21 protein-coding genes and 1 riboswitch are annotated in these 22,812 nt (G+C 69.9%); of the genes, 5 read left to right on the top strand and 16 right to left on the bottom strand.

Going from position 1 to position 22,812, the window contains the following annotated elements; genetic code table 11:
• Positions 1 to 11: 11 nt before the first annotated feature.
• Entirely contained in the window at positions 12 to 632 is a 621-nt protein-coding gene (locus J4030_RS04805; protein ID WP_208048065.1) for an L-threonylcarbamoyladenylate synthase, read from the bottom strand.
• Positions 633 to 655: 23 nt separating this feature from the next.
• Between J4030_RS04805 and J4030_RS04800 the strand changes: the two genes are divergently transcribed.
• Positions 656 to 1,132 (top strand): cupin domain-containing protein, encoded by a 477-nt coding sequence (locus tag J4030_RS04800; protein ID WP_208048064.1) that lies wholly within the window; start codon positions 656 to 658, stop codon positions 1,130 to 1,132.
• A 154-nt stretch (positions 1,133 to 1,286) separates the two neighbouring features.
• Here J4030_RS04800 and J4030_RS04795 read toward each other — a convergent pair whose 3' ends face one another.
• The gene (locus J4030_RS04795; RefSeq protein WP_208048063.1) at positions 1,287 to 1,826 is read right to left on the bottom strand and encodes a DUF1697 domain-containing protein; all 540 of its coding nucleotides are present in this window, start codon (positions 1,824 to 1,826) and stop codon (positions 1,287 to 1,289) included.
• Between the two features lie 29 nt (positions 1,827 to 1,855).
• Here J4030_RS04795 and J4030_RS04790 point away from each other — a divergent pair, with 29 nt between their 5' ends.
• Positions 1,856 to 2,473, top strand: a complete 618-nt coding sequence (locus J4030_RS04790; protein ID WP_208048062.1) for a histidine phosphatase family protein — start codon at positions 1,856 to 1,858, stop codon at positions 2,471 to 2,473.
• A gap of 9 nt (positions 2,474 to 2,482) precedes the next feature.
• Here J4030_RS04790 and J4030_RS04785 read toward each other — a convergent pair whose 3' ends face one another.
• Positions 2,483 to 3,970 carry a glutamate--cysteine ligase gene (locus J4030_RS04785; protein ID WP_208048061.1) on the bottom strand — a complete coding sequence of 496 codons (1,488 nt, stop codon included), beginning with the start codon at positions 3,968 to 3,970 and terminating at the stop codon, positions 2,483 to 2,485.
• Between the two features lie 265 nt (positions 3,971 to 4,235).
• Positions 4,236 to 5,159, bottom strand: a complete 924-nt coding sequence (locus J4030_RS04780; protein ID WP_307864560.1) for an HNH endonuclease — start codon at positions 5,157 to 5,159, stop codon at positions 4,236 to 4,238.
• Positions 5,160 to 5,267: 108 nt separating this feature from the next.
• Here J4030_RS04780 and J4030_RS04775 point away from each other — a divergent pair, with 108 nt between their 5' ends.
• The 3 genes from J4030_RS04775 (at position 5,268) to J4030_RS04765 (ending at position 10,811) form a co-directional block, all read left to right on the top strand.
• On the top strand, positions 5,268 to 6,443 hold the full coding sequence (locus tag J4030_RS04775; protein ID WP_208048060.1) for an exonuclease SbcCD subunit D: 1,176 nt from the start codon (positions 5,268 to 5,270) through the stop codon (positions 6,441 to 6,443).
• Positions 6,440 to 9,529 carry an AAA family ATPase gene (locus tag J4030_RS04770; RefSeq protein ID WP_208048059.1) on the top strand — a complete coding sequence of 1,030 codons (3,090 nt, stop codon included), beginning with the start codon at positions 6,440 to 6,442 and terminating at the stop codon, positions 9,527 to 9,529. The genes J4030_RS04775 and J4030_RS04770 overlap by 4 nt, the downstream gene beginning before the upstream one ends.
• 64 nt (positions 9,530 to 9,593) lie before the next feature.
• Positions 9,594 to 10,811: a pyridoxal phosphate-dependent aminotransferase gene (locus J4030_RS04765; protein ID WP_208048058.1), complete on the top strand. Its 1,218-nt coding sequence runs from the start codon at positions 9,594 to 9,596 to the stop codon at positions 10,809 to 10,811.
• Positions 10,812 to 10,884: 73 nt separating this feature from the next.
• On the opposite strand, the gene gcvP is transcribed toward J4030_RS04765, so the two are convergent.
• From gcvP to J4030_RS04705, 12 genes are all read right to left on the bottom strand, one after another.
• Entirely contained in the window at positions 10,885 to 13,779 is a 2,895-nt protein-coding gene (gene gcvP, locus J4030_RS04760; protein ID WP_208048057.1) for an aminomethyl-transferring glycine dehydrogenase, read from the bottom strand.
• A gap of 100 nt (positions 13,780 to 13,879) precedes the next feature.
• Positions 13,880 to 13,977, bottom strand: a riboswitch (glycine riboswitch).
• Positions 13,978 to 14,028: 51 nt separating this feature from the next.
• Complete coding sequence (locus J4030_RS04755) at positions 14,029 to 14,619, bottom strand: MerR family transcriptional regulator (protein WP_208048056.1); 591 nt, start codon at positions 14,617 to 14,619, stop codon at positions 14,029 to 14,031.
• A 225-nt stretch (positions 14,620 to 14,844) separates the two neighbouring features.
• Positions 14,845 to 15,375 carry a bifunctional nuclease family protein gene (locus J4030_RS04750; RefSeq protein WP_208048055.1) on the bottom strand — a complete coding sequence of 177 codons (531 nt, stop codon included), beginning with the start codon at positions 15,373 to 15,375 and terminating at the stop codon, positions 14,845 to 14,847.
• Positions 15,372 to 16,082 (bottom strand): MerR family transcriptional regulator, encoded by a 711-nt coding sequence (locus J4030_RS04745; RefSeq protein ID WP_208048054.1) that lies wholly within the window; start codon positions 16,080 to 16,082, stop codon positions 15,372 to 15,374. The genes J4030_RS04750 and J4030_RS04745 overlap by 4 nt, the downstream gene beginning before the upstream one ends.
• Positions 16,066 to 16,500 carry an FHA domain-containing protein gene (locus J4030_RS04740; protein WP_208048053.1) on the bottom strand — a complete coding sequence of 145 codons (435 nt, stop codon included), beginning with the start codon at positions 16,498 to 16,500 and terminating at the stop codon, positions 16,066 to 16,068. The genes J4030_RS04745 and J4030_RS04740 overlap by 17 nt, the downstream gene beginning before the upstream one ends.
• A 78-nt stretch (positions 16,501 to 16,578) precedes the next feature.
• On the bottom strand, positions 16,579 to 16,965 hold the full coding sequence (gcvH, locus tag J4030_RS04735; protein ID WP_208048052.1) for a glycine cleavage system protein GcvH: 387 nt from the start codon (positions 16,963 to 16,965) through the stop codon (positions 16,579 to 16,581).
• A gap of 44 nt (positions 16,966 to 17,009) precedes the next feature.
• A complete protein-coding gene (locus tag J4030_RS04730; RefSeq protein ID WP_208048051.1) occupies positions 17,010 to 17,750 on the bottom strand; it encodes a DUF881 domain-containing protein in 741 nt (246 codons plus the stop codon).
• Positions 17,747 to 18,079 (bottom strand): small basic family protein, encoded by a 333-nt coding sequence (locus J4030_RS04725; protein ID WP_208048050.1) that lies wholly within the window; start codon positions 18,077 to 18,079, stop codon positions 17,747 to 17,749. Before J4030_RS04725 ends, J4030_RS04730 begins: the two co-directional genes overlap by 4 nt.
• The gene (locus J4030_RS04720) at positions 18,076 to 18,963 is read right to left on the bottom strand and encodes a DUF881 domain-containing protein (protein ID WP_208048049.1); all 888 of its coding nucleotides are present in this window, start codon (positions 18,961 to 18,963) and stop codon (positions 18,076 to 18,078) included. The genes J4030_RS04725 and J4030_RS04720 overlap by 4 nt, the downstream gene beginning before the upstream one ends.
• Positions 18,963 to 19,595, bottom strand: a complete 633-nt coding sequence (locus tag J4030_RS04715) for a CDP-alcohol phosphatidyltransferase family protein (protein ID WP_208048048.1) — start codon at positions 19,593 to 19,595, stop codon at positions 18,963 to 18,965. Before J4030_RS04715 ends, J4030_RS04720 begins: the two co-directional genes overlap by 1 nt.
• Positions 19,596 to 19,605: 10 nt before the next feature.
• A complete protein-coding gene (fdhD, locus tag J4030_RS04710; protein ID WP_208048047.1) occupies positions 19,606 to 20,496 on the bottom strand; it encodes a formate dehydrogenase accessory sulfurtransferase FdhD in 891 nt (296 codons plus the stop codon).
• On the bottom strand, positions 20,496 to 22,784 hold the full coding sequence (locus J4030_RS04705; RefSeq protein WP_307864558.1) for an FdhF/YdeP family oxidoreductase: 2,289 nt from the start codon (positions 22,782 to 22,784) through the stop codon (positions 20,496 to 20,498). Before J4030_RS04705 ends, fdhD begins: the two co-directional genes overlap by 1 nt.
• Positions 22,785 to 22,812: the final 28 nt, after the last annotated feature.

Genomic DNA, 22,812 nt, shown 5'->3' with positions numbered 1-22,812 from the left:
GGTCGGCGGCGTCATTCGAAGGGGGCGGGATCGCCCGATCCGACCCGCACGACCTCGGGTGTGTCGCCCGACCAGTCGATCACCGTGGTGGGTTCGTCGCCGCACTCGCCGGAGTCGATGACGGCGTCGACCTGGTGGTCCAGCTCCTCCTTGACCTGCCATCCGTCCGTCATCGGGTCCTCCTGGTCCGGCAGGATCAGCGTGCTCGACAGCATCGGGTCGCCCAGCTCCTCCAGCAGCGCGCACGCGACCGGGTGGGCGGCGATCCGTACGCCGACGGTGCGCTTCTTCGGGTGCAGCAGCCGCCGCGGCACCGCGCCCGTGGCGGGGAGGATGAACGTGTACGAGCCGGGCGCCGCCGCCTTCACCGCGCGGAAAACCCGGTTGTCGAAGTGGACCAGCTGGCCCACCTGGGCGAAGTCGTGGCAGACGACGGTGAAGTGGTGATGGCTGTCCAGGTGCCGGATCCGGGTGATCCGCTCCTTGCCCTCGGGGTTGTCGAGCGAGCAGCCGAGCGCGTAACCGGAGTCGGTCGGGTAGGCGATGAGGCCGCCGTCGCGCACGATCGCCACCGCCTGGGCGATGCTGCGCGGCTGGGGATCCCTAGGGTGCACATCGAAGTACCTCGCCATTCGGCACACGTTAGGGGACGAGGATGACCGCCCGGAACAAACTGCCCGACTGGGCGAAGCGGCTCGACCTGCAGAGACATCCGGAGGGCGGCTGGTTCCGCGAGACCTACCGCAGCGACCTGCAGATACCGGACTTCCTGTCCGGCGGTACGGGCGGGCACCGTTCGCTCGCGACCGCCATCTTGTACCTGCTGATGCCGGGCGAGCAGAGCGAGTGGCACCGGGTGACCTCGGACGAGCTGTGGATCCACCAGCGCGGCGGTCTGCTCGCGCTGCAGCTCGGCGGTGACGGCGAGGTGCCCGACGCCAGGACCACCGAGTACCTGGGCGTCGGTCCGGCCGTCGACCGCGACTTCGCGGTGCCCCAGGCGCTCGTGCCCGCCGGGCACTGGCAGCGCGCGTCGCCGTTCGGGCTGATGGGCCGGACCGAGCCGGTGCTCGTCAGCTGCGTGGTGATCCCGGGTTTCGACTTCGCGGACTTCGAGTTGTACGACGGCTGACACGCCGGCGTACGGGATGCGCGTTTGGGCCCGCTCGGCCCCGAACGTGCGCCGGCCGGTGGGTGCGGGGTTCGTTGGGGGCCGCTCGGCCCCGAACGTGCGCCCCGCGTGCGTACGGCACTCGTCCAGGTCAACGCGGTGCCGGGACGCGCGCTCAGCTCCCCCAGCGTTCGGCGAGGGTGCGCACGACCTTCAGGTCGCGGGTGGTCGCGGTGCCGACGGTCCTCTCCAGGCGCGCATTGGTCATCTTCGCCTCGTGCGCGGGCTTGGTCAGCCACCAGTAGACCTCGGACCCGTGCACCCGCAGCCGCTCGCCGGGCTCCTCCCACCCGTCCAGCAGCCTGACGGCGTCCGCCGTGACCGGCGCCGCGCAGAACGTGACGTACCGACGCGGCTCGTCGTCGGGGAACGGCGACGGAAGCCCCTCCGCGTACACCGCGACTGTGGCCAGAGCCGCGGGAGTACGCACGACACAGGGCACCTCGAACCCGAACTCGGCCCCGATCAGCCGCTCCAGCTCCGTGCGTACCTTCGCCGCCGACCGCATCGTGCTGCCGATGCGCAGGTTGCCGCTCTGGATGTGGGTCTCCACGTCGGTGAAGGAGTTGTCCGACAGCAGATCGCGCAGCACCGCCATCTTCACCCAGCGTGGCCGCACGTTGACCGCGCGCAGGAACACAACGTAGGTCGGCACGTCGCTCAGGCTGCCACTAGATTGCCCAGATGAGCGCCGACAGCCCGAACTTCAGCCTGATCCTCATTCGGCACGGCGAAACCGAGTGGTCGCGCACCGGTCAGCACACCGGGACGACCGATCTGCCGCTGCTTCCCGAGGGCGAGGACTGCGCGCGCCGGGCGGGTGAGGTCATCAAGGACATGCCGCGCGTCGCGTCGTTCGTGTCGCCCATGCAGCGCGCACGTCGTACGGCCGAGCTGGCCGGAATCACCGACTACACCATCGACGCCGACCTGCGCGAATGGGACTACGGCGGCTACGAAGGTCTCACCACTCCCCAGATCCGTGAGCGGTCCGGCGACCCGCGCTGGGAGATCTTCAAGGATGGCGTGGTGCCCGGCAAGACGCCCGGCGAGACCGTCGAGGACGTCGCCGCACGGGTCAGTCACATCATCGAGCGTTCGGTGCCGTTGCTCGACGAGGGCAACGTCGTGGTGGTCGCGCACGGTCATGCGCTACGCATCCTCGCCACCGTGTTCCTGCAGAACGTGCCGCGTCTGGGCGCCCGGCTCATGCTGGACGCCGGTGCGATCTCGATGCTCGGCTACTACCACGGCAACCCGTGCATCCAGGTGTGGAACCGGTCGACCCGCGAAGGCGTGTGACCGCGAGGTTCAGTCCCCCGGAAGCTTCCAGGTGTGCACCGGTTCGTTGCTGTGCATGCCGTCCAGATACAGCGTCACCATCTGCGCCAGGGCGTCCATCCGGCTGAGTCCCTTCGCCTCCAGCGCCTGCACGCACTCGACCTGCCAGGTCGCGCCGTTGCGTCCGACGCGGCACCGTTCCTCGATGATCCCGAGGTAGCGCTCGCGGACCGCCGTCGCGACCCCCCACTTGCGCAGGCCCTCGTGCGCGAGCGGCAGCAGGTGGCGCAGCACGAGCTCCTCGGCCGCGACCTCGCCGTACCCCGGCCAGTAGATCGTCGCGTCGATCCCCCGCCGCGCACCCTCGGTGAAGTTGTGCTCGGCCGCGGCGAAACTCATCCGGGACCACACCGGCCGGTCGTGCTCGGCCAGCATCCGCACGACGCCGTAGTAGAACGCCGAGTTCGCCAGGGTGTCGGCGATCGTGGGTCCGGCGGGCAGCACCCTGTTCTCCACCCGCAGGTGCGGTGCGCCGTCGACCGTGTCGTAGATCGGCCTGTTCCAGCGGTAGACCGTGCCGTTGTGCAGCTTCAGCTCGGCCAGGTCCGGTGCGCGCCCGTCGTCGAGCACGGCGATCGGGTCCTCGTCGGTGGTCTCCGGCAGCAGCGCCGGGAAGTAGCGGACGTTCTCCTCGAAGAGGTCGAAGATCGAGGTGATCCACCGCTCCCCGAACCACACCCGCGGCCGCACCCCTTGGTACTTCAGCTCGACCGAGCGGGTATCGGTGGCCTGCAGGAACAACTCGACGCGGGTCTCCTGCCACAGCTGCTTGCCGAAGAGGTACGGCGAGTTCGCACCGATCGCCAGCTGCACGCCGGATAGCGCCTGGGCGGCGTTCCAGTACGCCGCGAACTGGTTCGGCTGCACCTGCAGGTGCAATTGCACCGACGTGCACGCGGACTCCGGGTAGATCGAATCGGCATACATCGCAAGGCGTTCGCCGGTAGTGCCCTCGATATCGATGAAGAGGTCCTCGCCGCGCGCGGCGAAGATCGACTCGTTCAGCGCGGCGTACCTGGCGTTGGCGCTCATCCAGTCCGGTGAGAAGTGCTCGGGCATCAGGGTGGGCAGGATGCCGACCTGCACGATGCGCGCGCCGGCCTCGTTCGCCTTCGCCTCGGCACGGTTGAGGCTCTCGCGCAGCTCCCGCTCCAGTTGGATCGCCGAATCCCCCGGCATCGGACGCGGGCTGACGTTGAGCTCGATGTTGTAGCGGCCGAGCTCGGTCTGGTAGTCGGTGTCGGCGATGCTCTCCAGCACCGCGGCGTTCGACATCAGCGGCATCGCGTCCTGGCCGACCAGGTTGAGCTCGATCTCCATGCCGGTCAGCTGCTGCTCGTACTCGAAACGGTGCGACGACAGCATCCGCTCGAAGACGTCCAGGTCCTGGCGCACCTTCTCGCGGTACCGCTGTCGCTGCTCGCGGGTGTACGTCGTGCCCGAAACTTCCGCGCCCATCAGGCCTCCTCGAAGATCGGGCCCAACCTACGGGGTGACGGCACCCGACGTGCTGCACCGACCACGAATCGCTCTGTCGCCCGACGCTGACGGTCGCCCTGTGCCGGGGTGGATTTGTGGGCCCTGCGGTCACTTTCCTGCAGCGCGCCCGCCTGCCGGGGTGGGTTGTGGGCCCTGCGGTCACTTTCCCGCAGCGCAGCCGCCTGCCGGGGTGGGTTGTGGCCCTGCGGTCACTTTCCTTCAGCACGTGCGCCGCGTTGAAGTCTCAGCTCGACCCACGCGAGGCGAACTGCTCCCACGTCTGAGCGAGAAGATCACGATCGGGCCGTTCTCGACCGATTTCCGGAAGCACCATCAGCGGTTGACCGTGCCGCCGTTTGAGACCGTGCTCCAGCATCGGCCCGTCAATCTCGTCCAGGAGGTCGTGGCGGATGTGCACGACGTAGTCCGGGTTGATGCCGAGGATGCGACGGTCGTACGCCGCATGGTGAATCCGGCAAAGGGCAAGCCCATTGGTCACCGATGCGATGCCGCCCTCTGTCGAGTCGGGGACAATGTGAGCGGCGTCGAGCAACTCGCCGTGTCGCAACGAGCACACCGCGCATCGCGTTCCGTAAGCGCGCATCACTGTGGCGCGAAAGACAGGCTGATGGAGGCGGACCTTCGTCTCTTGGAGGACGTACCTACGTAATGCGGCCTCGACCGGCGAGTCCGGTGCGGCAGCGGCAAGCTCCGGCTCGTAACCCACGACGAATTGGTGTCGAGCCACTTCCTCAGCCACCAGGTAGACCGGGAACGTCGGCTGATAGAGGCCCTGGCCGACGCCGAAGAACCAGATCAACGGGAGTCGATGCTGCATGGCCCGGCGGAGCGCAACGTTCTCGGGGTGTTGCGGGTCGGTGCCTCGCCACTTGTACCTCAAGCGGCCATCCACTCCCGGCAGATCGTCATAAGGACGCGGTTGCCCGGGCTGGGTATAGACGGTGCGAATCGAAAAGGCCGCCGCCAGCGCCGCCGGCTTACGAATACCCCGTTGCCGGTCGACCAGGGCAAATCGCTCGCCGTCGAATTGGAAGTCCGCAAGGTCTTCGCCCCTGACCGGCAGCGACCCGTCGTTGGTGCGAGCACTCAGCCAGGCCATTGCCTCATGGCGAACGCGCATGTCGCGCTCAGCCGGCCAGGGGTTCACGGGCTTACCTTGGCAGAACCAGTCCTGGAGCAGGTACGCCTCGAGTGCCCGGCCACACGCCGGGGCAAATGCGCGGGCCTGTCGGGGGTGGCTCCTAGCCTTCGGAACGTGCGCATCATCCACACCTCCGACTGGCACCTGGGCCGTTCCTTCCACGGTGCCGGGCTGCTCGACGCGCAGGTGGACTACCTCGACCACCTGGTCGACGTGGTGCGCCAGGAAAAGGTCGCCGCGGTGCTGGTGTCCGGCGACATCTACGACCGCGCGCTGCCCGCCCCCGCGACCGTCGCGGCGCTCGACGAGGCCGTGGTGAGGCTGCTCGATGCCGGTGCCCAGGTGGTGCTGTCCAGCGGCAACCACGACTCGGCGACGCGATTGGGGTTCGGTTCCCGGGTGCTGGAGCGCGCCGGGCTGCACATCCGCACGTCGCTGGACGGGATCGGCAGGCCCGTCGATCTCGGCGGCGCAGTGGTCTACCCGCTCCCCTACCTCGAACCCTCCGTGGTCGCACCCACCTTGGGCGCAGCACCCACGCACGCCGATGTGCTGCGCGCCGCGATGAGCCGGGTGCGCGCGGACGCCGCCACCCGGCGTACCCCGACGGTCGTGATGGCGCACGCCTTCGTCACCGGGGCCACCACGAGCGACTCCGAGCGGGACATCGCGGTCGGCGGGGTGGCCGCCGTGCCGCGCGCCGTCTTCGCGGGGATGACGTACGCCGCGTTGGGCCACATCCACCGTCCGATGGAGTTGGCCGACGGCATCCGCTACAGCGGATCGCCCGTCGCGATGTCGTTCTCGGAGGCCGGCCAGGTGAAGTCGTCGGTGCTGGTCGACCTGCAGGACGGGCTGTCGCGGACCGAACTGATCGCGGCTCCGGTCCGTCGCCCGATCGCCCGGCTGCGCGGCACATTGGCCGATCTGCTCTCGGACCCGACCCTCGCGGAGCACGAACTCGCCTGGTGCGAGGTCACCCTCACCGACCCGACGCGCCCGCCTGCGGCCATGGAGCAGGTGCGCCGCCGGTTCCCGCACACGCTGACACTCGGCTTCGCCCAAGGGGCGACCCCGATCGACCGCCGCAGCTACGCCGAGCGCGTCGACGGCCGCGACGACCTGGACCTGTGCTGCGACTTCACCGAGCACGTCCGCGATGGGGTGGCCGCGACGGACGCCGAGCGCGCCGTCTGGCGTGCGGCGTTCGAGCACGGTCGCACTTCCCGGAACGCCTCGGTCGACGAGGGCGCGGCCCGGATGGCATCGGGCGACCGGGGTGTCGCATGAGACTTCATCAGTTGCAGGTGCAGGCGTTCGGGCCGTTCGCGGGAGTCGAGATGGTCGACTTCGATGCGCTCGATGCGGCCGGGCTCTATCTGATCCACGGTGCCACCGGAGCCGGCAAGACCTCGATCCTCGACGCGGTCTGCTACGCCGTCTACGGCGCCCTTCCCGGCAGCCGCACCGGGCATCGCGAGACCATCCGCAGCGATCACGCCGACCCCACCGTCCAGTCCTACGTGCGGATCGAGCTCACCGCAGCGGGTGAGCGATTGCGGATCCGGCGCAGTCCGGAGTGGGACGCGCCCAAGAAACGCGGCAACGGCACCACCCGTCGTCCGGCGACCGTGCTGTTGGAGGTCCTACGAGGCGCCGAGTGGGTCGTGCAGAGCACCCGGATGGACGAGGCCGCCGAGATCGTCGCCGATCACCTGGGTCTGGGATTGGAGCAGTTCGCGCAGGTGGTACTGCTCCCCCAAGGCGAGTTCGCGACGTTCCTGCGCGCGAAACCCGAGGATCGCGCCGCGCTGCTCGCGCGACTTTTCGACATCGAGCGGTTCAGCGCGGCGCAGGACTGGCTCGCCGATCGCCGACGCGACCTCGCGGCCCAGGTGCGCGACGCCGACACCGCCGTCGGGCATCAGGCCGACCGGCTCATCGACCTGCTCGCGGAACTGGACCTTCCGGCTACTGAGGCCCCTGCGGAGATCTGCGACCGGCCGGGCGCCGCGGCCCTGCTCGCGACGATCCAGGACTGCCGCCGGCTGGCCGCCGATCACGCGACCCGCGCACTCGTCGACGCCGATCACGCTGCGCGGCAGCGCGACCTGACCCGTGACGCCTTCTCGCAGGGCGGCCGGCTCGTCGAGCTGCAGCGCCAGGCCGGCGCAGCACGTTCGGTCTGTGAGGCGTACGCCGCGCGCGAGGACGCGCGCACGACAGAACGCGAGGCGGTCCGGGCCTCCCGGCGCGCGGCCGTGGTCCGACCGGTCGCGCAGCGGCGCCGCGAGGCCGCCGAGAGCCTGCACGCTGCGTCGTCCTCCGCCGGGGCCGCGATCGACCGAGTCCGCGCGCTCGTCGGTCCGGACCGTCCCCTCGACTCGCCCGAGGAACGATCCGCAACCATGACGGCGATCACCGCCGGTGGGCTGGCGCTCACAGGTCTGACTGAGCTGAGCTCGCAACGCATCACCGAGGAAGAGAGCATCCGAAATCACGAGGACAGCGCGCGGATCGCGGTGGAGCAGTCGGTGGCGGCGACGCAGCAGCTCACCGGGGCGCGTGAGGTGGTTGAGCGGATCGATGCCGAGCTGGTATCTGCGCAGGATCCCGGACCGGATGCCGTGCATGATGCGGAGCGGGTCGTGGACTCGGTCCGCACCGCGCAACGCTCACTGACGGCTCGCGTCAAGGCGCACCGTGCCGTCGACGCGGCCACCGCACGAGCCGACAGCATCGCCACCGTCTATGTCGCCGCCGAAGAACGCGTGCTCGACCTTCGTCGTCGGCGGCTGGCGGGCATGGTCGGCGAGATCGGCGGCGGCCTGCAACCCGGATGCCCCTGCCCCGTCTGCGGTTCCGAGCAGCACCCGTCGCCCGCACCTCCGATCGACGACGCCGTGTCCGCCACCGATGTCGAGCAGGCGGAGGCCGACGCCGCCGCAGCACGCACGTCCCACGCCGACGCTCAGGCGGAGCTGGCGACCGCTCGTGGGCGCCACGAGGAGTGTGTCGCGGCCGACACGCTCGCGCTGAGTGCGTTGCCCGGGCGCACCGAGACGGATGCCGCCCCGGACGCTGAGACCCTGCACGAGTTGTTGGCGCAGGCCGAGCGGGCTGCCGCCGGCGCGGCGTCGACCCGCGACCACCGCCGGACCCTGACCGAACAGCTCGGCGAAGCGTCCGCTGCCCTGTCCCTGGCCCGGGAGGAGCTCGCCCGCGCCGACGCCCGTCGTACGACGGCGGCCGACCGGCTGACCGATGCTCGCGAGCGGCTCACCGACATCGGCCGACGCGTGGCCGAGCGCCGAGGGCGGCACACCCTGGAGTGCTGCTGCGACCCCGTCGATCGCGACGATCCGCTGGCCCGCCACGTGGAGCTCGTGCGAGCCGGCGATGCACTGCGAGACGCGGATCGGGCGCTGCAGGTGGCGCAGACCGCCGATGGGCGTGCGGCCGGCGACCTCACCGAGATCCTCGCCGCACAGGGTTTTCCGGACCTTCCGCATGCCGAGGACGCGATGCTCTCCGCCGCGCGCCTCGAGCACCTCGAGGAGGCGGCGGTCGCCGAGCGCGCCGCCTACAACCGCGCTGTCGGCGTGCTGGATCAGCCGCACGTCGCCGATGCCGAGAGGTCCCCGGCACCGGATGTGGTCGCCCTCGAGGAAATGGCGCACGCAGCCGAGCACCGGCGCGCCACGACGGCACAGGCGGTATCGACGGCCGATCGCGCCGTGCGCGACCTGGACACCATCGGCGCTGCGGTCCGCGACCTGCTTGCGGCATCGGCGCCCGCCCGGGAGGAGCTGGCGGTCCTCGGTCCATTGGCCGACACGGCGGCGGGCCACGGCGACAACGTGCTGCGGATGCGCCTGACGTCCTATGTGCTGGCGGCCAGGTTGGAGCTCGTCACAGCTCTGGCGAACGACCACCTGCGGGTCATGTCGGACGGTCGCTTCACCCTCGAGCACAGCGACCAGCTTGCCCGGGGTGGCGCCCGCAGCGGTCTCGGACTGCGGGTGCTCGACGCCTGGACCGGTCGTGCCCGCGACACCGCGAGCCTCTCCGGCGGCGAGGCGTTCACCGCATCGCTCGCCCTCGCACTCGGACTCGGGGACGCCGTCCTGCACGATTCCGGCGGCCGCCCCCTCGGAACGCTCTTCGTCGACGAGGGATTCGGGTCGCTCGACGACCAGACCCTCGACCAGGTGATGGAGGTGCTCGACGGGCTGCGCGCCGGCGGCCGTAGCGTCGGCATCGTCAGTCACGTGGGTGAACTCCGGGCGCGGATCCGCAGCCACGTCGAGGTCCGCAAGACAGAGAGCGGGTCGCACATCGAGGTCCGCGGCGCGGCGCAGGACGCGGTCGCGTAACGACACACCGGGCACCCGCCGTGGCGTCGGTGCCGGGCGCTGCCCCTGTGCGAGGCTGTGCGCCGTGCGTGAGATCAAGCAGTCGGCGAAGCTTCAGCATGTCCGGTACGACGTGCGCGGACCGATCCTCGTCGAGGCCGAGCGCCTCGAGGCCGAGGGCCACCACATCCTCAAGTTGAACATCGGCAACCCTGCCCCGTTCGGCTTCGAAGCACCTGACGCGATCCAGCGCGACGTCGTCCACCACCTGCACAAGAGCCAGGGGTACAGCGACTCCCGCGGCATCTTCTCCGCGCGTACGGCAGTCGCGAACTACTACCAGAGCAAGGGCCTGACGAACGTCGAGGTCGACGACATCTTCATCGGCAACGGGGTCAGTGAGCTCATCTCTCTGGTGCTGCAGGCATTCGTCGACGACGGCAACGAGATCCTCATCCCGGCGCCGGACTATCCGCTGTGGACCGGCGCGGTCTCGCTGGCGGGAGGCACGCCGGTGCACTACCGCTGCGACGAGGACAACGGTTGGAACCCCGACCTGGCCGACATCGAGTCACGGATCACGCCGAACACGCACGCGCTGGTGCTCATCAACCCCAACAACCCCACCGGGGCGGTCTACAGCGAAGAGATCGTCCGCGGGTTCGTGGACATCGCCCGACGCCACGAACTGGTCCTGATGTGCGACGAGATCTACGAGAAGATCCTCTTCGACGACGCGGTGCACCACCACGCCGCGACGTTCGCCGGCGACGACGTGCTGTGCCTGACCTTCAGCGGGCTGTCCAAGGCCTACCGGGTGTGCGGCTACCGCTCCGGGTGGCTCGCCATCACCGGGCCGCGACATCTGGCAGCCGATTTCCTCGAAGGTCTCACGCTGCTGGCGAACATGCGGATGTGCGCCAACGTGCCCGCGCAGCACGCCATCCAGACCGCCCTCGGCGGATACCAGTCCATCGACGAGCTGATCGTGCCCGGCGGCCGCTTCTACGAGCAGTCGATGCTCGCGTGGCGGCTGCTCAACGAGATCCCCGGCGTCAGCTGCGTCAAGCCGGAGGGAGCGCTCTACTGCTTCCCGCGGTTGGATCCCGGGATCTACCCGATCGAGGACGACCAGGCGTTCGTCATCGACCTGCTACGAGCCGAGAAGATCCTGGTCACCCACGGCACCGGCTTCAACTGGGCCGCTCCGGATCACTTCCGGCTGGTCACTCTGCCGGACGTCGACACGCTTACCGAGGCGATCGGCCGGATCAGTAGGTACCTCAGCACGATCCGCGCGTAACGCGCGTACATCACGCCATTGTCAGCGGATTCCTGGCGCATCCGCCAGGAATCCGCTGACAACCACGGACCGCTCAGTCCTCGAACGCCTCCGGTGAGGGGCACGAGCAGATGAGGTGGCGGTCGCCGTACGCGCCGTCGATCCGCCGCACGGGCGCCCAGTACTTGCGCATCGGGTCCACGCCGGCCGGGTAGACCGCCTCGGCGCGCGAGTACGGGTGCTCCCAGTCCTGGGTCAGCGACTGCGCCGTGTGCGGTGCGTGCCGCAGCGCGCTGTCCGCGGCCGGTACGACGCCGTCCTCGACCTGCTGGATCTCGGCGCGGATGGCGATCATCGCCTCGCAGAACCGGTCGAGCTCCTCCAGGCTCTCGCTCTCGGTCGGCTCGACCATCAGCGTGCCGGCCACCGGGAAGGACATCGTCGGCGCGTGGAAGCCGTAGTCGACGAGGCGCTTGGCGACGTCGTCCACGGTGACCCCTGAGGTCTTGGTGATTCCGCGCAGGTCGAGGATGCACTCGTGGGCGACCAAGCCGCCCTCACCGGAGTAGAGCACCGGGTAGGAGTCGCGCAGGCGCGCGGCGACGTAGTTGGCCGACAGGATTGCGGTGTGCGTCGCGTCGGTGAGGCCTTGCCCGCCCATCAGGCGGACGTAGGCCCACGAGATCGGCAGGATCGACGCCGAGCCGTAGGGCGCGGCCGAGATGGGGCCGATGCCTGTCTCCGGTCCGGCCTCCGCGGCCAGCGGGTGGTTCGGCAGGTACGGCGCCAGATGCGAGCGGACGGCGACCGGACCGACGCCGGGGCCGCCACCACCATGCGGGATGCAGAACGTCTTGTGCAGGTTCAGGTGCGACACGTCGCCGCCGAAGCTGCCCGGCTCGGCGATCCCGATGAGCGCGTTGAGGTTGGCGCCGTCGACGTAGACCTGGCCGCCGGCCTCGTGCACCAGCTCGCACAACTCGGTGATGGTGTCCTCGTAGACCCCGTGCGTGGAGGGGTAGGTGACCATCACCGCGGCCAGCGTGTCGCCGTGCTGGTCGATCTTGGCGCGCAAGTCGTCCAGGTCGACCTCACCAGTCGGCGCGGTCTTGACGACCACGACCTTGAGGCCGGCCATCACGGCGCTGGCGGCGTTCGTGCCGTGCGCGGACGCGGGGATCAGGCACACCCGGCGGTCGTTGTCGCCGTTCGCCTGGTGGTAGGCGTGGATCGCGAGCAGCCCTGCGAGCTCGCCCTGGGAGCCGGCGTTCGGCTGCAGGGACACCGAGTCGTAGCCGGTGATCGTGGCGAGCCATCCCTCGAGGTCGGCGACGATCGAGCGGATCCCCTCGGTCTGGTCGGCGGGCGCGAACGGGTGCAGGTTCGCGAATTCCGGCCAGGTGATCGCCTCCATCTCGGTGGTGGCGTTGAGCTTCATGGTGCAGGAGCCGAGCGGGATCATCCCGCGGTCCAGCGCGTAGTCGCGGTCGGCCAGCGTGCGCAGGTAGCGCAGCATCGCCGTCTCGCTCTGGTGGCTGTGGAAGACCGGGTGGGTGAGGATCTCGTCGGTACGCCGCATCGCGTCGGCCCAGTCGGGCTCCCCCGCCGCGGAGGCCGCGTATTGCGGTGCCGCCGCGCCGAATGCCGTTGCCACCGCTGCGAGGTCGTCAACCGTGGTGGTCTCGTCGACGCTCAGGCAGACCGAGTCGGCGTCGACCCGCCACAGGTTCACGCCCTGCGCGAGCGCCGCGGCGCGTACGTCGTCGGCGCGTCCGGACACCGTCACGGTCAGCGTGTCGAAGAAGTCGCCGTCGGCGACCTGCGCGCCCGCCTCGCGCAGCGCTGCGGCCAGGGCCGTCGCCTTCGCGTGCACCTCGCGGGCGATCCGGGTCAGGCCCTGCGGACCGTGCCACACCGCGTACATCGAGGCCATGACCGCCAGGAGCACCTGAGCGGTGCAGATGTTCGAGGTGGCCTTCTCGCGGCGGATGTGCTGCTCACGGGTCTGCAGCGCCAGCCGGTACGCCGGATTGCCGACCGCGTCGACACTCACCCCGACCAGTCGGCCGGGCATCGTGCGCTCCAGACCGGCGCGGACGCTCATGTACCCGGCGTGCGGCCCGCCGAAGCCCATCGGCACCCCGAAGCGCTGAGTCGTCCCCACGGCCACATCGGCACCCCAGGAACCGGGAGCGGTCAGCAGCGTCAACGCCAGGAGGTCGGCGGCGGCGGTGACCAACGCGCCGGCGTCATGAGCTGCCTGCGTGAGCGCGGTCCAGTCGACGATGCGCCCCGACGCGTCGGGGTACTGCACGACGACACCGAAGACGTCGCGGTCCCCCGCGACCTGTCGCAACGCCACCGCATCGTCCACACCGCGCAGGTCGGCGACCACGAGTTCGATGCCCAGCGGCACGGCGCGGGTCCGGGTGACGGCGATCGACTGCGGCATCACGTGCTGGTCCACCAGCAGTACCGCGTCGGCGGCGGCCTTGCTACCGCGCCGCATCAGGGTCATGGCCTCGGCGACCGCGGTGGCTTCGTCGAGCAGCGAGGCGCCCGCCGTCTGCAGCCCGGTCAGGTCGCGGACGACGGTCTGGAAGTTGAGCAGCGACTCGAGGCGGCCCTGGGAGATCTCGGGCTGGTACGGCGTGTACGCCGTGTACCAGGCGGGGTTCTCCAGGATGTTGCGGCGGATCACCGCGGGCGTGTGGGTGCCGTAGTAGCCGAGGCCGATCATGCTGGTGCGCACCGTGTTGCGGGCCGCGATCGCGCGCAGCTCCTCGATCACCGCGGGCTCGGACGGTGCGGCCTGCAACTCCAGCGGGTGGTTCGCGCGGATGCGACCGGGCACCGCGGCGTCCAGCAGGGCTTCGAGGCTGGGTTGGTCGACCGTCTTCAACATCACGGCGACGTCGTCCTCGGTGGGCGCGACGTGACGGCGGACGAAGTCGGGGGCGGGTGCGTCGTGCTGGGTGGGGGTGCTCATGGCGTTCCTCGCAGAGGGCAGGCGGCGTTCGGTCGCCTCCCCTTCTGTCGGTGGTCCCCGGCCAGACTGCGACCGTGCGGGGACGTGCCTTCAGAGATGCCTCGACCGGGCGGTCCGGGAGCCTGAGAGGTTCTGGGGAGAATTGCCCCTTCGGCGTCCTCGCACAGGATCGTGCGAGTTCTCTCCCGCCGGCGTCGCGAGCGTGCCCAAGATTACTACGCTTCCCCGCCGCGTCGTACGACGGCCGGATCAGCCGGCGTGGCGGGCCTGGCGACGCTGGCGCAGCTCGTCACCGGGGTGCACGGCAGGCTCCTGCGCCTCGGGCCGCTCGCTCGGCAGTTCGCTCAAGGTGCCTTCGACCTCACGCCAGACCGAGCCGAGCGCGATCCCGAAGACGCCCTGCCCGCCGCGCATCAGGTCGATGACCTCCTCGTCGGAGGTGCACTCGTAGACGCTCGCACCGTCGGACATGAGGGTGATCCCGGCGAGGTCGGACACACCACGGGCCCGGAGGGCACCGACCGCGATCCGGATCTGCTGCAGGGAGACCCCGGTGTCCAGGAGCCGCTTGACGACCTTGAGCACGAGGATGTCGCGGAAGCTGTAGAGACGCTGGTGACCGGAGCCCGACGGGTTGCGTACCGACGGCTCGAGCAGACCGGTGCGGGCCCAGTAGTCCAGCTGCCGGTAGGTGACACCCGCCGCGTTGCAGGCAGCCGGACCGCGGTAACCGACGGACTCGGTGTCGGCCGCCTCGCCGGGGTGCGCGAACAGCGCGCCCTGCAGCGGTTGCGCACCGCGGGTTCCGTCCTGCAGTCCCGACGCAGCATCGCCTGTCATGCCTGTCGCAGCCACGGTCGACCTCCAGTTTCCGGGGTCCTACCGACCCGCGTGAGCAACCCGACGAACGGGCTGCTGTACCTGCATTCTACGGCCGGAATGGCTTTGCGGAGGGCCCGCGAACCACCTGAACCGTGCTCGCAACGTATGGCTCGCTGCAGGCGGGGTCAACGACCGGCGATCACTAATTTCGGCGTGTCGCGGCAGTTCGTGCAACAGTAACCCTCAAGTGGAGGATGAGGGTGTGTCATCCGGCCCCTTATCCGGCGCCTCGCCGGGCCCTTCGCCCTCGGACGTCTCGAAGTCCTCGGCCGACACGTTGTCGAGGAATTCGCGGAATTTCTCGACCTCGTCGTCCTCTTCGACCGGCACGGCGACGCCGACCTCGTCGAAGATCTCGTCCGCGACGTAGATCGACACCCCTGCCCGCAGCGCGATCGCGATCGCGTCGGAGGATCGCGCGCTGATGGTGGTGTCGCCGTCGACGACGAGCTCGGCGTAGAAGACGCTGTCCTCCATCCGGCTGACCACCACGTGTTCCAGGGTGTGTCCGAGCTCGGTCAGCACGTTGACCAGCAGGTCGTGGGTGAGCGGCCGCGGGGGCGCCACCCCTTGCTGCGCGTACGCGATCGCGGTCGCCTCCGGCGCGCCGATCCAGATCGGCACATAGAGCTCGCCGTCCCGCTCACGCAGCAGGACGATCGGCTTGTTGGTCGGCATCTCGACCCGCACACCCATGACATCGACCCGTCTCATGGGTGTAACGCTACCTGCGCCCGCAGGAGGGCGAGATGCAGCGCCAAACACTCGCCGACGACCTGCTCGCTCTCGGCGCCCCGGCCGCCTCGGCCACGCAGCTGCGCGACCATCGCGGCCTCTCGTTCGGCGGCCAGCCGGAAGGTACGCAGATGCCGGGCCCCGAGACCGCGAGCCATCAGCGCCGCCGCACTGCGGGCGACGACCAGGGCCTGACGGTCGAAGTAGCCGGCGTCCGGAGTGATCAGCCCGAAGCCGGCGAGATCGCGCACCTGCGCCTCGTTCAGCCCTGACCCGCGCGCCACCTCGGCGAGGGTCAGTCGCAGGGGCGGCTCGGCGCGCTTCTCGCGTTCTTCTCGGAGTGGGGCATCGGGCGCGCGCAGCGCGGGATCGCCGACGGGTGGTGGCGCAACGGGACGTGCGTCGGGACCCTGGGGCGGTTGGAGCCCGCGGTCGTAGGCGTCGAGCGCCTCGCGGATGACCTTCAACGGCCAGAAGCGGTCGCGCTGGGCGGTGAGGACGAACCGCAGACGATCGAGGTCGGCGTTGCTGTACCGGCGATATCCCGACGGCGAGCGCCCCGGACTGACCAGACCCTCGGCGTCCAGGAAGCGGACCTTGGAGATCGTCAGGTCGGGAAAGTCCTCCCGCAGCAGCGCGAGGACGGCGCCGACGGTGTGGCTGCCGCCCTCAGGAGCCGGCGGCACCGTAGTAGACCAGGCGGAACTTGCCGATCTGGACCTCCGTGCCGGTCTGCAGCGGTGCCGAGTCGGTGATCTGGCCGTTCACGTAGGTGCCGTTGAGCGACCCCACGTCCTGCACCGTGTACCCCTGGCCGGTGCGTCGGAAGATCGCGTGCCGCCGCGACACGGTGACGTCGTCGAGGAAGATGTCGCTGTCCGGGTGGCGCCCGGAACTGACCTCGTCGGCGTCGAGCAGGAACCTCGCCCCCGAACCGGGCCCGCGCTGAGAGATGAGAAGAGCCGTTCCCGGACGCAGCGCGTCGATCGTCGCCTGGTCCACGCTGGACAGGCGCACCTCGTTCGACGCGGCCGGATCGGCCGGCTCGGCCGCGGCTGCGGGGATGCGTGCGGTGGTGTCGCCGGACGCCGGCTGTTCGGTCATTGCGTCACCCTATGTGATCGGTGTATCGGGGTCGGTGAGGCGGGCCGTGCCGTGGCAGGCCCGATGGAAGTGCTCGGTTCAGCCCAGCGACGCGGTGTACGCGTCGGCGTCCTGCAGGGCCGCGACCGCCGATGCGTCGGCGACGCGCAACTCGAACATCCAACCTTCACCGTAGGGGTCGGTGTTGATCAACTCCGGTGTGCTGTCGAGGCTTTCGTTCACCGCGGTGACCTCGCCGGCGAGCGGCGCGTAGAGGTCGCTGACCGACTTGGTCGACTCGACCTCGCCGCAGGAGTCACCCGAGGTGAGCTGGTCGCCGACAGCGGGAAGGCTGACGTACACCACGTCGCCGAGCGCGTCCTGTGCGAAGGCCGTGATGCCGATCCGCACCACGTCGCCCTGCTCTCGCACCCACTCGTGATCCTCGGTGTAACGCAGGTCGGCGGGGTACTCCAGCTGGGACATGGGGCTCCTCGAGATAAGGCAGGCGGTAGGTCGGGCTCGGCCGGTCAGCCGGTCGACGTGGTGTCGGGCTGAGCGTAACGATCGCCGCTTCGGGCTCGCAACGCACTCACCGACACGGCCGTCGAGCTGGTCACCACGGTCGTGGCGCCCAACTGGCGCAGCGTGCTCACCACGCCACCCGGAATGGCCATCGCGGTCGACATGGTGTGCGGGTCGCCGATGGCCAGCAGCACGTACGGCGGGCTGATCGCGGTCCCGTCGACCTGCAGGCGGTTGTCACTGCCGGTCGAGAAGTAGGTGCTCGCCACGACGCGCACCGAGTTCACCTGGATGGCCTCGGCGCCGGCATCGCGCAGCTCCTCGACCGCATCCAGCAGGTTGGCCGACTGCACGCCGGCCTTGGGATCGGCGACGGTCACCCGGATGCCCGGCCCCTTGGCCGGCAGCGTCCCCGCGAGGATGCCGAGCTGGGTCAGACGCTGCTGGGCTGCGCTGAGCGCCGCTTGATCGCCGCTGCTGCCGCGCAGCTGATCGCGGGTGTAGGTGAGCGTGTCGCTCTCGTGGCCCAGGCGGACGGCCTGCTGCGCCTCGCCGTCGAGGAGGGCGACCAGGTCGTCCTGGGAGAGGTTGTCCAGTCCCGAGGAGCGGTTCTGATGGACCTGGGTGACCATCGCGAATCCGAGCGCCGCGGCGAGTACGGCGGCCAGGGCGTTGGCCTTCGTCGCCCGGGGACGGCCCATCCGGGCCAGCGTCCGCCACCCCGACTCGCCCGACCCGACGCTCATGCGTGGAAGAGGTGCCGGCGGATCGCGGCGACGTTGGAGAAGATCCGCAGGCCCAGCACGACGACCACCGCGGTCGACAGCTGGGATCCGACGCCGAGCTGGTCGCCCATGAAGACGATCAGGGCCGCGACGACGACGTTGGACAGGAACGACACGACGAAGACCTTGTCGCTGAAGATCCCGTCGAGCATCGACCGGACCGCGCCGAAGACGGCGTCCAGCGCGGCGATGACCGCGACCGGAAGGTAGGGCTGCAGCCAGAGCGGCACGTCCGGGTGCAGGAAGAGTCCGAGGAGCAGGCCCCCGATCAGCCCGAGTGCGGGGATCACCGGGTCGCCTTGGCGTAGCGCGGGTCGGCCACGACGGCGGCGGGCAGTTTCAACGAACCGTCGGAGCTCAGGTTCGTGCGGATGCCGTATCCGCTGGCCAGTCCGTGCAGGTAGATCCCTCCTTCGGAGTCGCCGAACGCAGAACGCAGCGACGGCGGCCCGATCGCCGAGACGACATACGGCGGTTGCAAAGGCTGGAAGTTGACGAGAATCGCCTCCCCGGCGGATCGAATGGCGCTCTGGGCGGTGAGGCGCTGACCGTTGATCGCGATGGCTTCGGCGCCACCCTGCCACATGCCGTCGACGACCAGTTGCAGGTCCGACGACGTCACCTGGCCCTCGGCGGACGTCGTGTCAGTGCCCTGCTGGTGCCGCGGGTCGACGCCCGCGCCCGCGCTGCCGGTGGGTGCGTTGTCCACGCTGAGGACCACTCCCGGCCCGTGCACGGCCACGAGCCCGGTGCTGGCGCCGAGCGCGTTCAGCTGTGCGGCGGTGCTGGCTCCGTTGTTACGCGCCAATGCCTTGTTCTGCAGGGTGCCGATCTCGCCTCGCAGACCGGTGATGCGTCGTGAGCTGGCGGCGATGTCGCCCTGTTCCTGGTGGATCCTGGAGATCAGCGTGGTGCGCTGCCGATCCAGTTGCGTACGAGGCACCCGCAGGGCGGACACCGCTGTGGCCAAAGCGAACCCGAGCAGGATCACCACGGCGATCAGGATCGGCGAGCGGCGGCCGGTCGAGACGATGTCACCGGCGGCCTTCCGGCGGTCGGCCTCCTGGCGGTAGGCCGGGTCCACCGGGTTCTTCATCAGCTCGGTGATCAGCGACATGGAGGCCGCCGGATCCCGGGGCGGCCGGGTGGCCTGCTGGTCGGTGGCACCGGACATCACGCGTCCACCTGCTCGCGAGTCGTGCCGGGCCGGTCGCGCACCATCTGACGTACGTGCTCGGCGTACAGCACGCCGGCGACCCAGTACAGCCCCGTCCCCCACCACACGAAGGCCCAGCCGACGGGCAGCGCGACAGTGCCGACCACCCCGGACTGCTGCCCGAGCAGCACCAATGGGAACGCGTAGATGAGGTTGAATGTCGCGGCCTTGCCGATGAAGTGCACCGGTGGGATCGGCAGGTGGTGGATCTGCAGGACCGGACCGAGGGCGAGGACGAACAGCTCGCGCAGGACGAGCAGGCCGACGAGCCACCAGGGGATGATGTGCCGCCAGGCCAGCCCGAGCAAGGTGGACAGGATGTAGAGACGGTCGGCGGTGGGGTCGAGCAACTGGCCCAAGCGTGAGACCAGCCCGTACGCGCGGGCGATCTTCCCGTCGAGGTAGTCGGTGATCCCCGACAGCACCAGCACCAGCAGCGCCCACAGGTCCTGCCGCTGCAGGATCAGGACCAGGAAGATGGGCACGCCGACGAGCCGGGCGGTCGACAGGATGTTGGGGACGGTCACGATGCGGTGGCTGACGGGCTGCGGCGTCCGCGCCGCTTCACCCTCCGCACCCTTGTCCCGCACAGCGCGCAGCCTAGTTGGTGACCATCCGCCCCTCGGCGACCCGTGCCTGAGCCTGCCCGTGTCCCTTCCCAGCCTGTAACCGCTGCGGGTGGGCGAACGCGGTCATCCGGTCCTCGCGCAGGAAACCCACCAGGGTCAACCCCAGCTCCTGGGCCGCCTCGATCGCCAGGCTCGACGGCGCCGACACGCAGGCCAGCAGCCGGATGCCGGCCATCGCCGCCTTCTGGACGATCTCGAACGACGCCCGGGACGTCACGATCAGCCCCAGGGCGGAGCGGTCGGCGCCGGGCTCCTCGTGCATGACCGACCAGCCGATCGCCTTGTCCACCGCGTTGTGCCGGCCGATGTCCTCGCGCACCACCAGCGCACGTGCACTCGCGTTGAACAGCCCCGCCGCATGCACTCCCCCGGTCCGCTCGAACACCGCCTGCCCCTCACGCAACCCGGCCGCGCACCGCGCCAGGATCTGCGGCGTCCAGGCCGGCTCGGTCGCATCGCCCGCCTGCGCGTCGGCCGCCGGCGGTGTCGCGGCCAGGACGGCGTCGATGGTGGTCTTGCCGCACAGCCCGCAGCCGCCGTGCATGACCAGGCTGCGCTGCGCGCTCACCGGCAGCGGCCGAGTCGCGTCGCGCAGCGTCACGTCGACGACGTTGAGCGTCTCGGTGTCGCTGCAGTACCTGGCGAGGAGGACGTCGTCCCGGTGCCGGATGACTCCCTCGGCGAGCAGGAAGCCGTGGACCAGCTCCATGTCGTGACCGGGCGTGCGCATCGTGACGGTCAGTTGCTCACCGCCGACCCGGATCTCCAGGGGTTCCTCGACGGCGACCGTGTCGATCCGGCCGCGCGACTCCCCCGCCATATCGAAGCGGACGGCCTTGTGGCGCGTGGTGATCCGGCCCATCAGATCGAGGGCTCCAGACGGACCACGACGGTCTTCGAGGTCGGGGTGTTGCTGCGCTTCGCCGTGGAGTCCAGCGGCACCAGCACGTTCGTCTCGGGGAAGTACGCGGCGGCGCAGCTGCGAGCGGTCGGGTAGGAGACGATCCGGAAGCGGTCGGCCCGGCGCTCCTGCACCTCGTCGGTGCCCTCGTCGCCACGCCACACCGAGACGATGTCGACGAGCTGGGCGTCCTGCAGGCCCAGGTCGGCCAGGTCGTCGGGATTGACGAAGATCACCCGACGGCCGTTCTTGATGCCGCGGTAGTGGTCGTCCATCCCGTAGATCGTGGTGTTGTACTGATCGTGGCTGCGCACCGTCTGCAGCAACAGATGACCGGACGGGCAGTCCGGCGCCCACATCTCGTGGGTGGTGAAGGTTGCTTTGCCGGAGTCGGTCACGAATCGGCGTTCGTCGCGTGGCGGGCTCGGCAGGAGGAAGCCACCGGGGTGCTCCAGCCGGGTCTCGAAGTGTTCGAACCCGGGCACCACCGCCGCGATGTGCGAACGGATCACCCGGTAGTCGCCCCGCATGGACGCCCAGTCGATGGTGCTGTCCGGCAACGTCTTGCGGGCGAGCTCGCAGATGATCGCGACCTCGCTGAGCAGGGTCGGATCGGCCGGCCGCAACTGCCCCTGTGAGGCGTGCACCATGCTCATCGAGTCCTCGACGCTCACCCGTTGCTGCCCGGAGACCTGCAGGTCCTGCTCGGTGCGGCCGATGGTCGGCAGGATCAGTGCCTCGTCGCCGGTGACCGCGTGCGAGCCGTTCAGCTTGGTGGAGACATGCACGGTGAGTGCCGCCTTCTCCAAGGAGGCGGCGGTCACGTCGGTGTCGGACGTGGCGCGTACGAAGTTGCCGCCCACGGCCATGAAGACCTTCGCGTGCCCGTCCCGGAACGCACGGACCGCGTCGACCACGTCGTACCCGTGCTCGCGGGGAGCGTTCATCGTGAACTCGTCGTCCAGCGCCTGCAGGAACGGCTCACCGGGCTTCTCCCAGACGCCCATCGTGCGGTCGCCCTGCACGTTGGAGTGCCCGCGCACGGGGCACACCCCGGCACCGGGCTTGCCGATGTTGCCCTGCAGCAACAGCACGTCGGTCAGGTCCTGGATCGTCGCGACCGAGTGCCGATGCTGGGTCAGCCCCATCGCCCAGCACACGATCGTCGCGTGGGAGCGGGCGAACTCGTCGGCCAGTGCTTCGATCTCGCTGCGTTCGAGCCCGGTGGCGCGGCCGGTGGCGTCCCAGTCCAGCGTCGCCAGCGACGCGGCGTACTCCTCGAACCCGCTGGTGTGCTCCGCGATGAAGTCCCGATCGAGCACGTCGGGGCGTTGCAGCAGCAGGTGCCCCAGCGCCTGGAAGAGCGCCTGGTCACCGCCGAGTCGCACCTGCAGGTAGAGGTCGGCCAGGGGCGTCCCGGGTCCGACGACGCCACGGGGGGTCTGCGGGTTGCGGAACTTGATCAGTCCCGCCTCCGGCAGCGGGTTGATGGCCACGATGCGCGCGCCGCGCTGCTTGGCCGCCTCCAGCGCCGAGAGCATCCGCGGGTGGTTGGTGCCGGGGTTCTGTCCGGCCACGACGAGCAGCTCGGCGTTCTCCACGTCGGTCAGGGTCACGGTGCCCTTGCCGATCCCGATCGACTCCGTCAGGGCAGTGCCGCTCGACTCGTGGCACATGTTGGAGCAGTCGGGCATGTTGTTGGTGCCGTACGAGCGCGCGAAGAGCTGATAGCAGAACGCCGCCTCGTTGCTGGTGCGGCCCGAGGTGTAGAACACCGCCTCGTTCGGATCGTTCAGCCCGCGAAGGTGATTCGCGACGATGTCGAGTGCGGCGTCCCAGCTGACCGGTCGGTAGTGGGTGTCACCCGCTGCCTTGTGCATCGGCGTGGTGAGGCGCCCCTGCTGACCGAGCCAGTAGTCGGTGCGGCCGCGCAGGTCCTCGATGCTGTGCTGCGCGAAGAAGTCCGGGGTGACCCGGCGGGTGGTGGCTTCCTCCGCGACGGCCTTGACGCCGTTCTCGCAGAACTCCGCGGCGTGGGTGTGACCCGGGTCGGGCCAGGCGCAGCCCGGACAGTCGAAGCCGCCGGGCTTGTTCAGTCGCAGCAGCGTGCGCCCGGAGCGTGCCGGGCCCATCTGCTTCATCGCCATCCGCATCGCGCGGGTGACCGCGGGAACGCCGGCGGCGGAGTGCAGCGGCGGGCTCACCTCGAGGTGATCGTCGCTGTCTTCGACCTTCAGTTCGCGTGCCACCCGATCACGGTACGCCGCGCGCGTCGGG

Origin of the sequence: Allobranchiibius sp. CTAmp26 (genome assembly GCF_017565405.1) — a bacterium.
Classification (GTDB): Bacteria; Actinomycetota; Actinomycetes; order Actinomycetales; family Dermatophilaceae; genus Allobranchiibius.
This window is presented reverse-complemented; position numbering and strand designations above follow the sequence as displayed.

Coding starts and splice junctions, on each gene's coding strand:
- J4030_RS04800 (WP_208048064.1), top strand. CDS start 656: ATGACCGCCCGGAACAAACTGCCCGACTGGGCGAAGCGGCTCGACCTG.
- J4030_RS04755 (WP_208048056.1), bottom strand. CDS start 14,619: ATGACAGGCGATGCTGCGTCGGGACTGCAGGACGGAACCCGCGGTGCG.
- gcvP (WP_208048057.1), bottom strand. CDS start 13,779: ATGAGCACCCCCACCCAGCACGACGCACCCGCCCCCGACTTCGTCCGC.
- J4030_RS04750 (WP_208048055.1), bottom strand. CDS start 15,375: ATGAGACGGGTCGATGTCATGGGTGTGCGGGTCGAGATGCCGACCAAC.
- gcvH (WP_208048052.1), bottom strand. CDS start 16,965: ATGTCCCAGCTGGAGTACCCCGCCGACCTGCGTTACACCGAGGATCAC.
- J4030_RS04785 (WP_208048061.1), bottom strand. CDS start 3,970: ATGGGCGCGGAAGTTTCGGGCACGACGTACACCCGCGAGCAGCGACAG.
- J4030_RS04770 (WP_208048059.1), top strand. CDS start 6,440: ATGAGACTTCATCAGTTGCAGGTGCAGGCGTTCGGGCCGTTCGCGGGA.
- J4030_RS04720 (WP_208048049.1), bottom strand. CDS start 18,963: ATGTCCGGTGCCACCGACCAGCAGGCCACCCGGCCGCCCCGGGATCCG.
- J4030_RS04805 (WP_208048065.1), bottom strand. CDS start 632: ATGGCGAGGTACTTCGATGTGCACCCTAGGGATCCCCAGCCGCGCAGC.
- J4030_RS04740 (WP_208048053.1), bottom strand. CDS start 16,500: ATGACCGAACAGCCGGCGTCCGGCGACACCACCGCACGCATCCCCGCA.
- fdhD (WP_208048047.1), bottom strand. CDS start 20,496: ATGGGCCGGATCACCACGCGCCACAAGGCCGTCCGCTTCGATATGGCG.
- J4030_RS04790 (WP_208048062.1), top strand. CDS start 1,856: ATGAGCGCCGACAGCCCGAACTTCAGCCTGATCCTCATTCGGCACGGC.
- J4030_RS04730 (WP_208048051.1), bottom strand. CDS start 17,750: ATGAGCGTCGGGTCGGGCGAGTCGGGGTGGCGGACGCTGGCCCGGATG.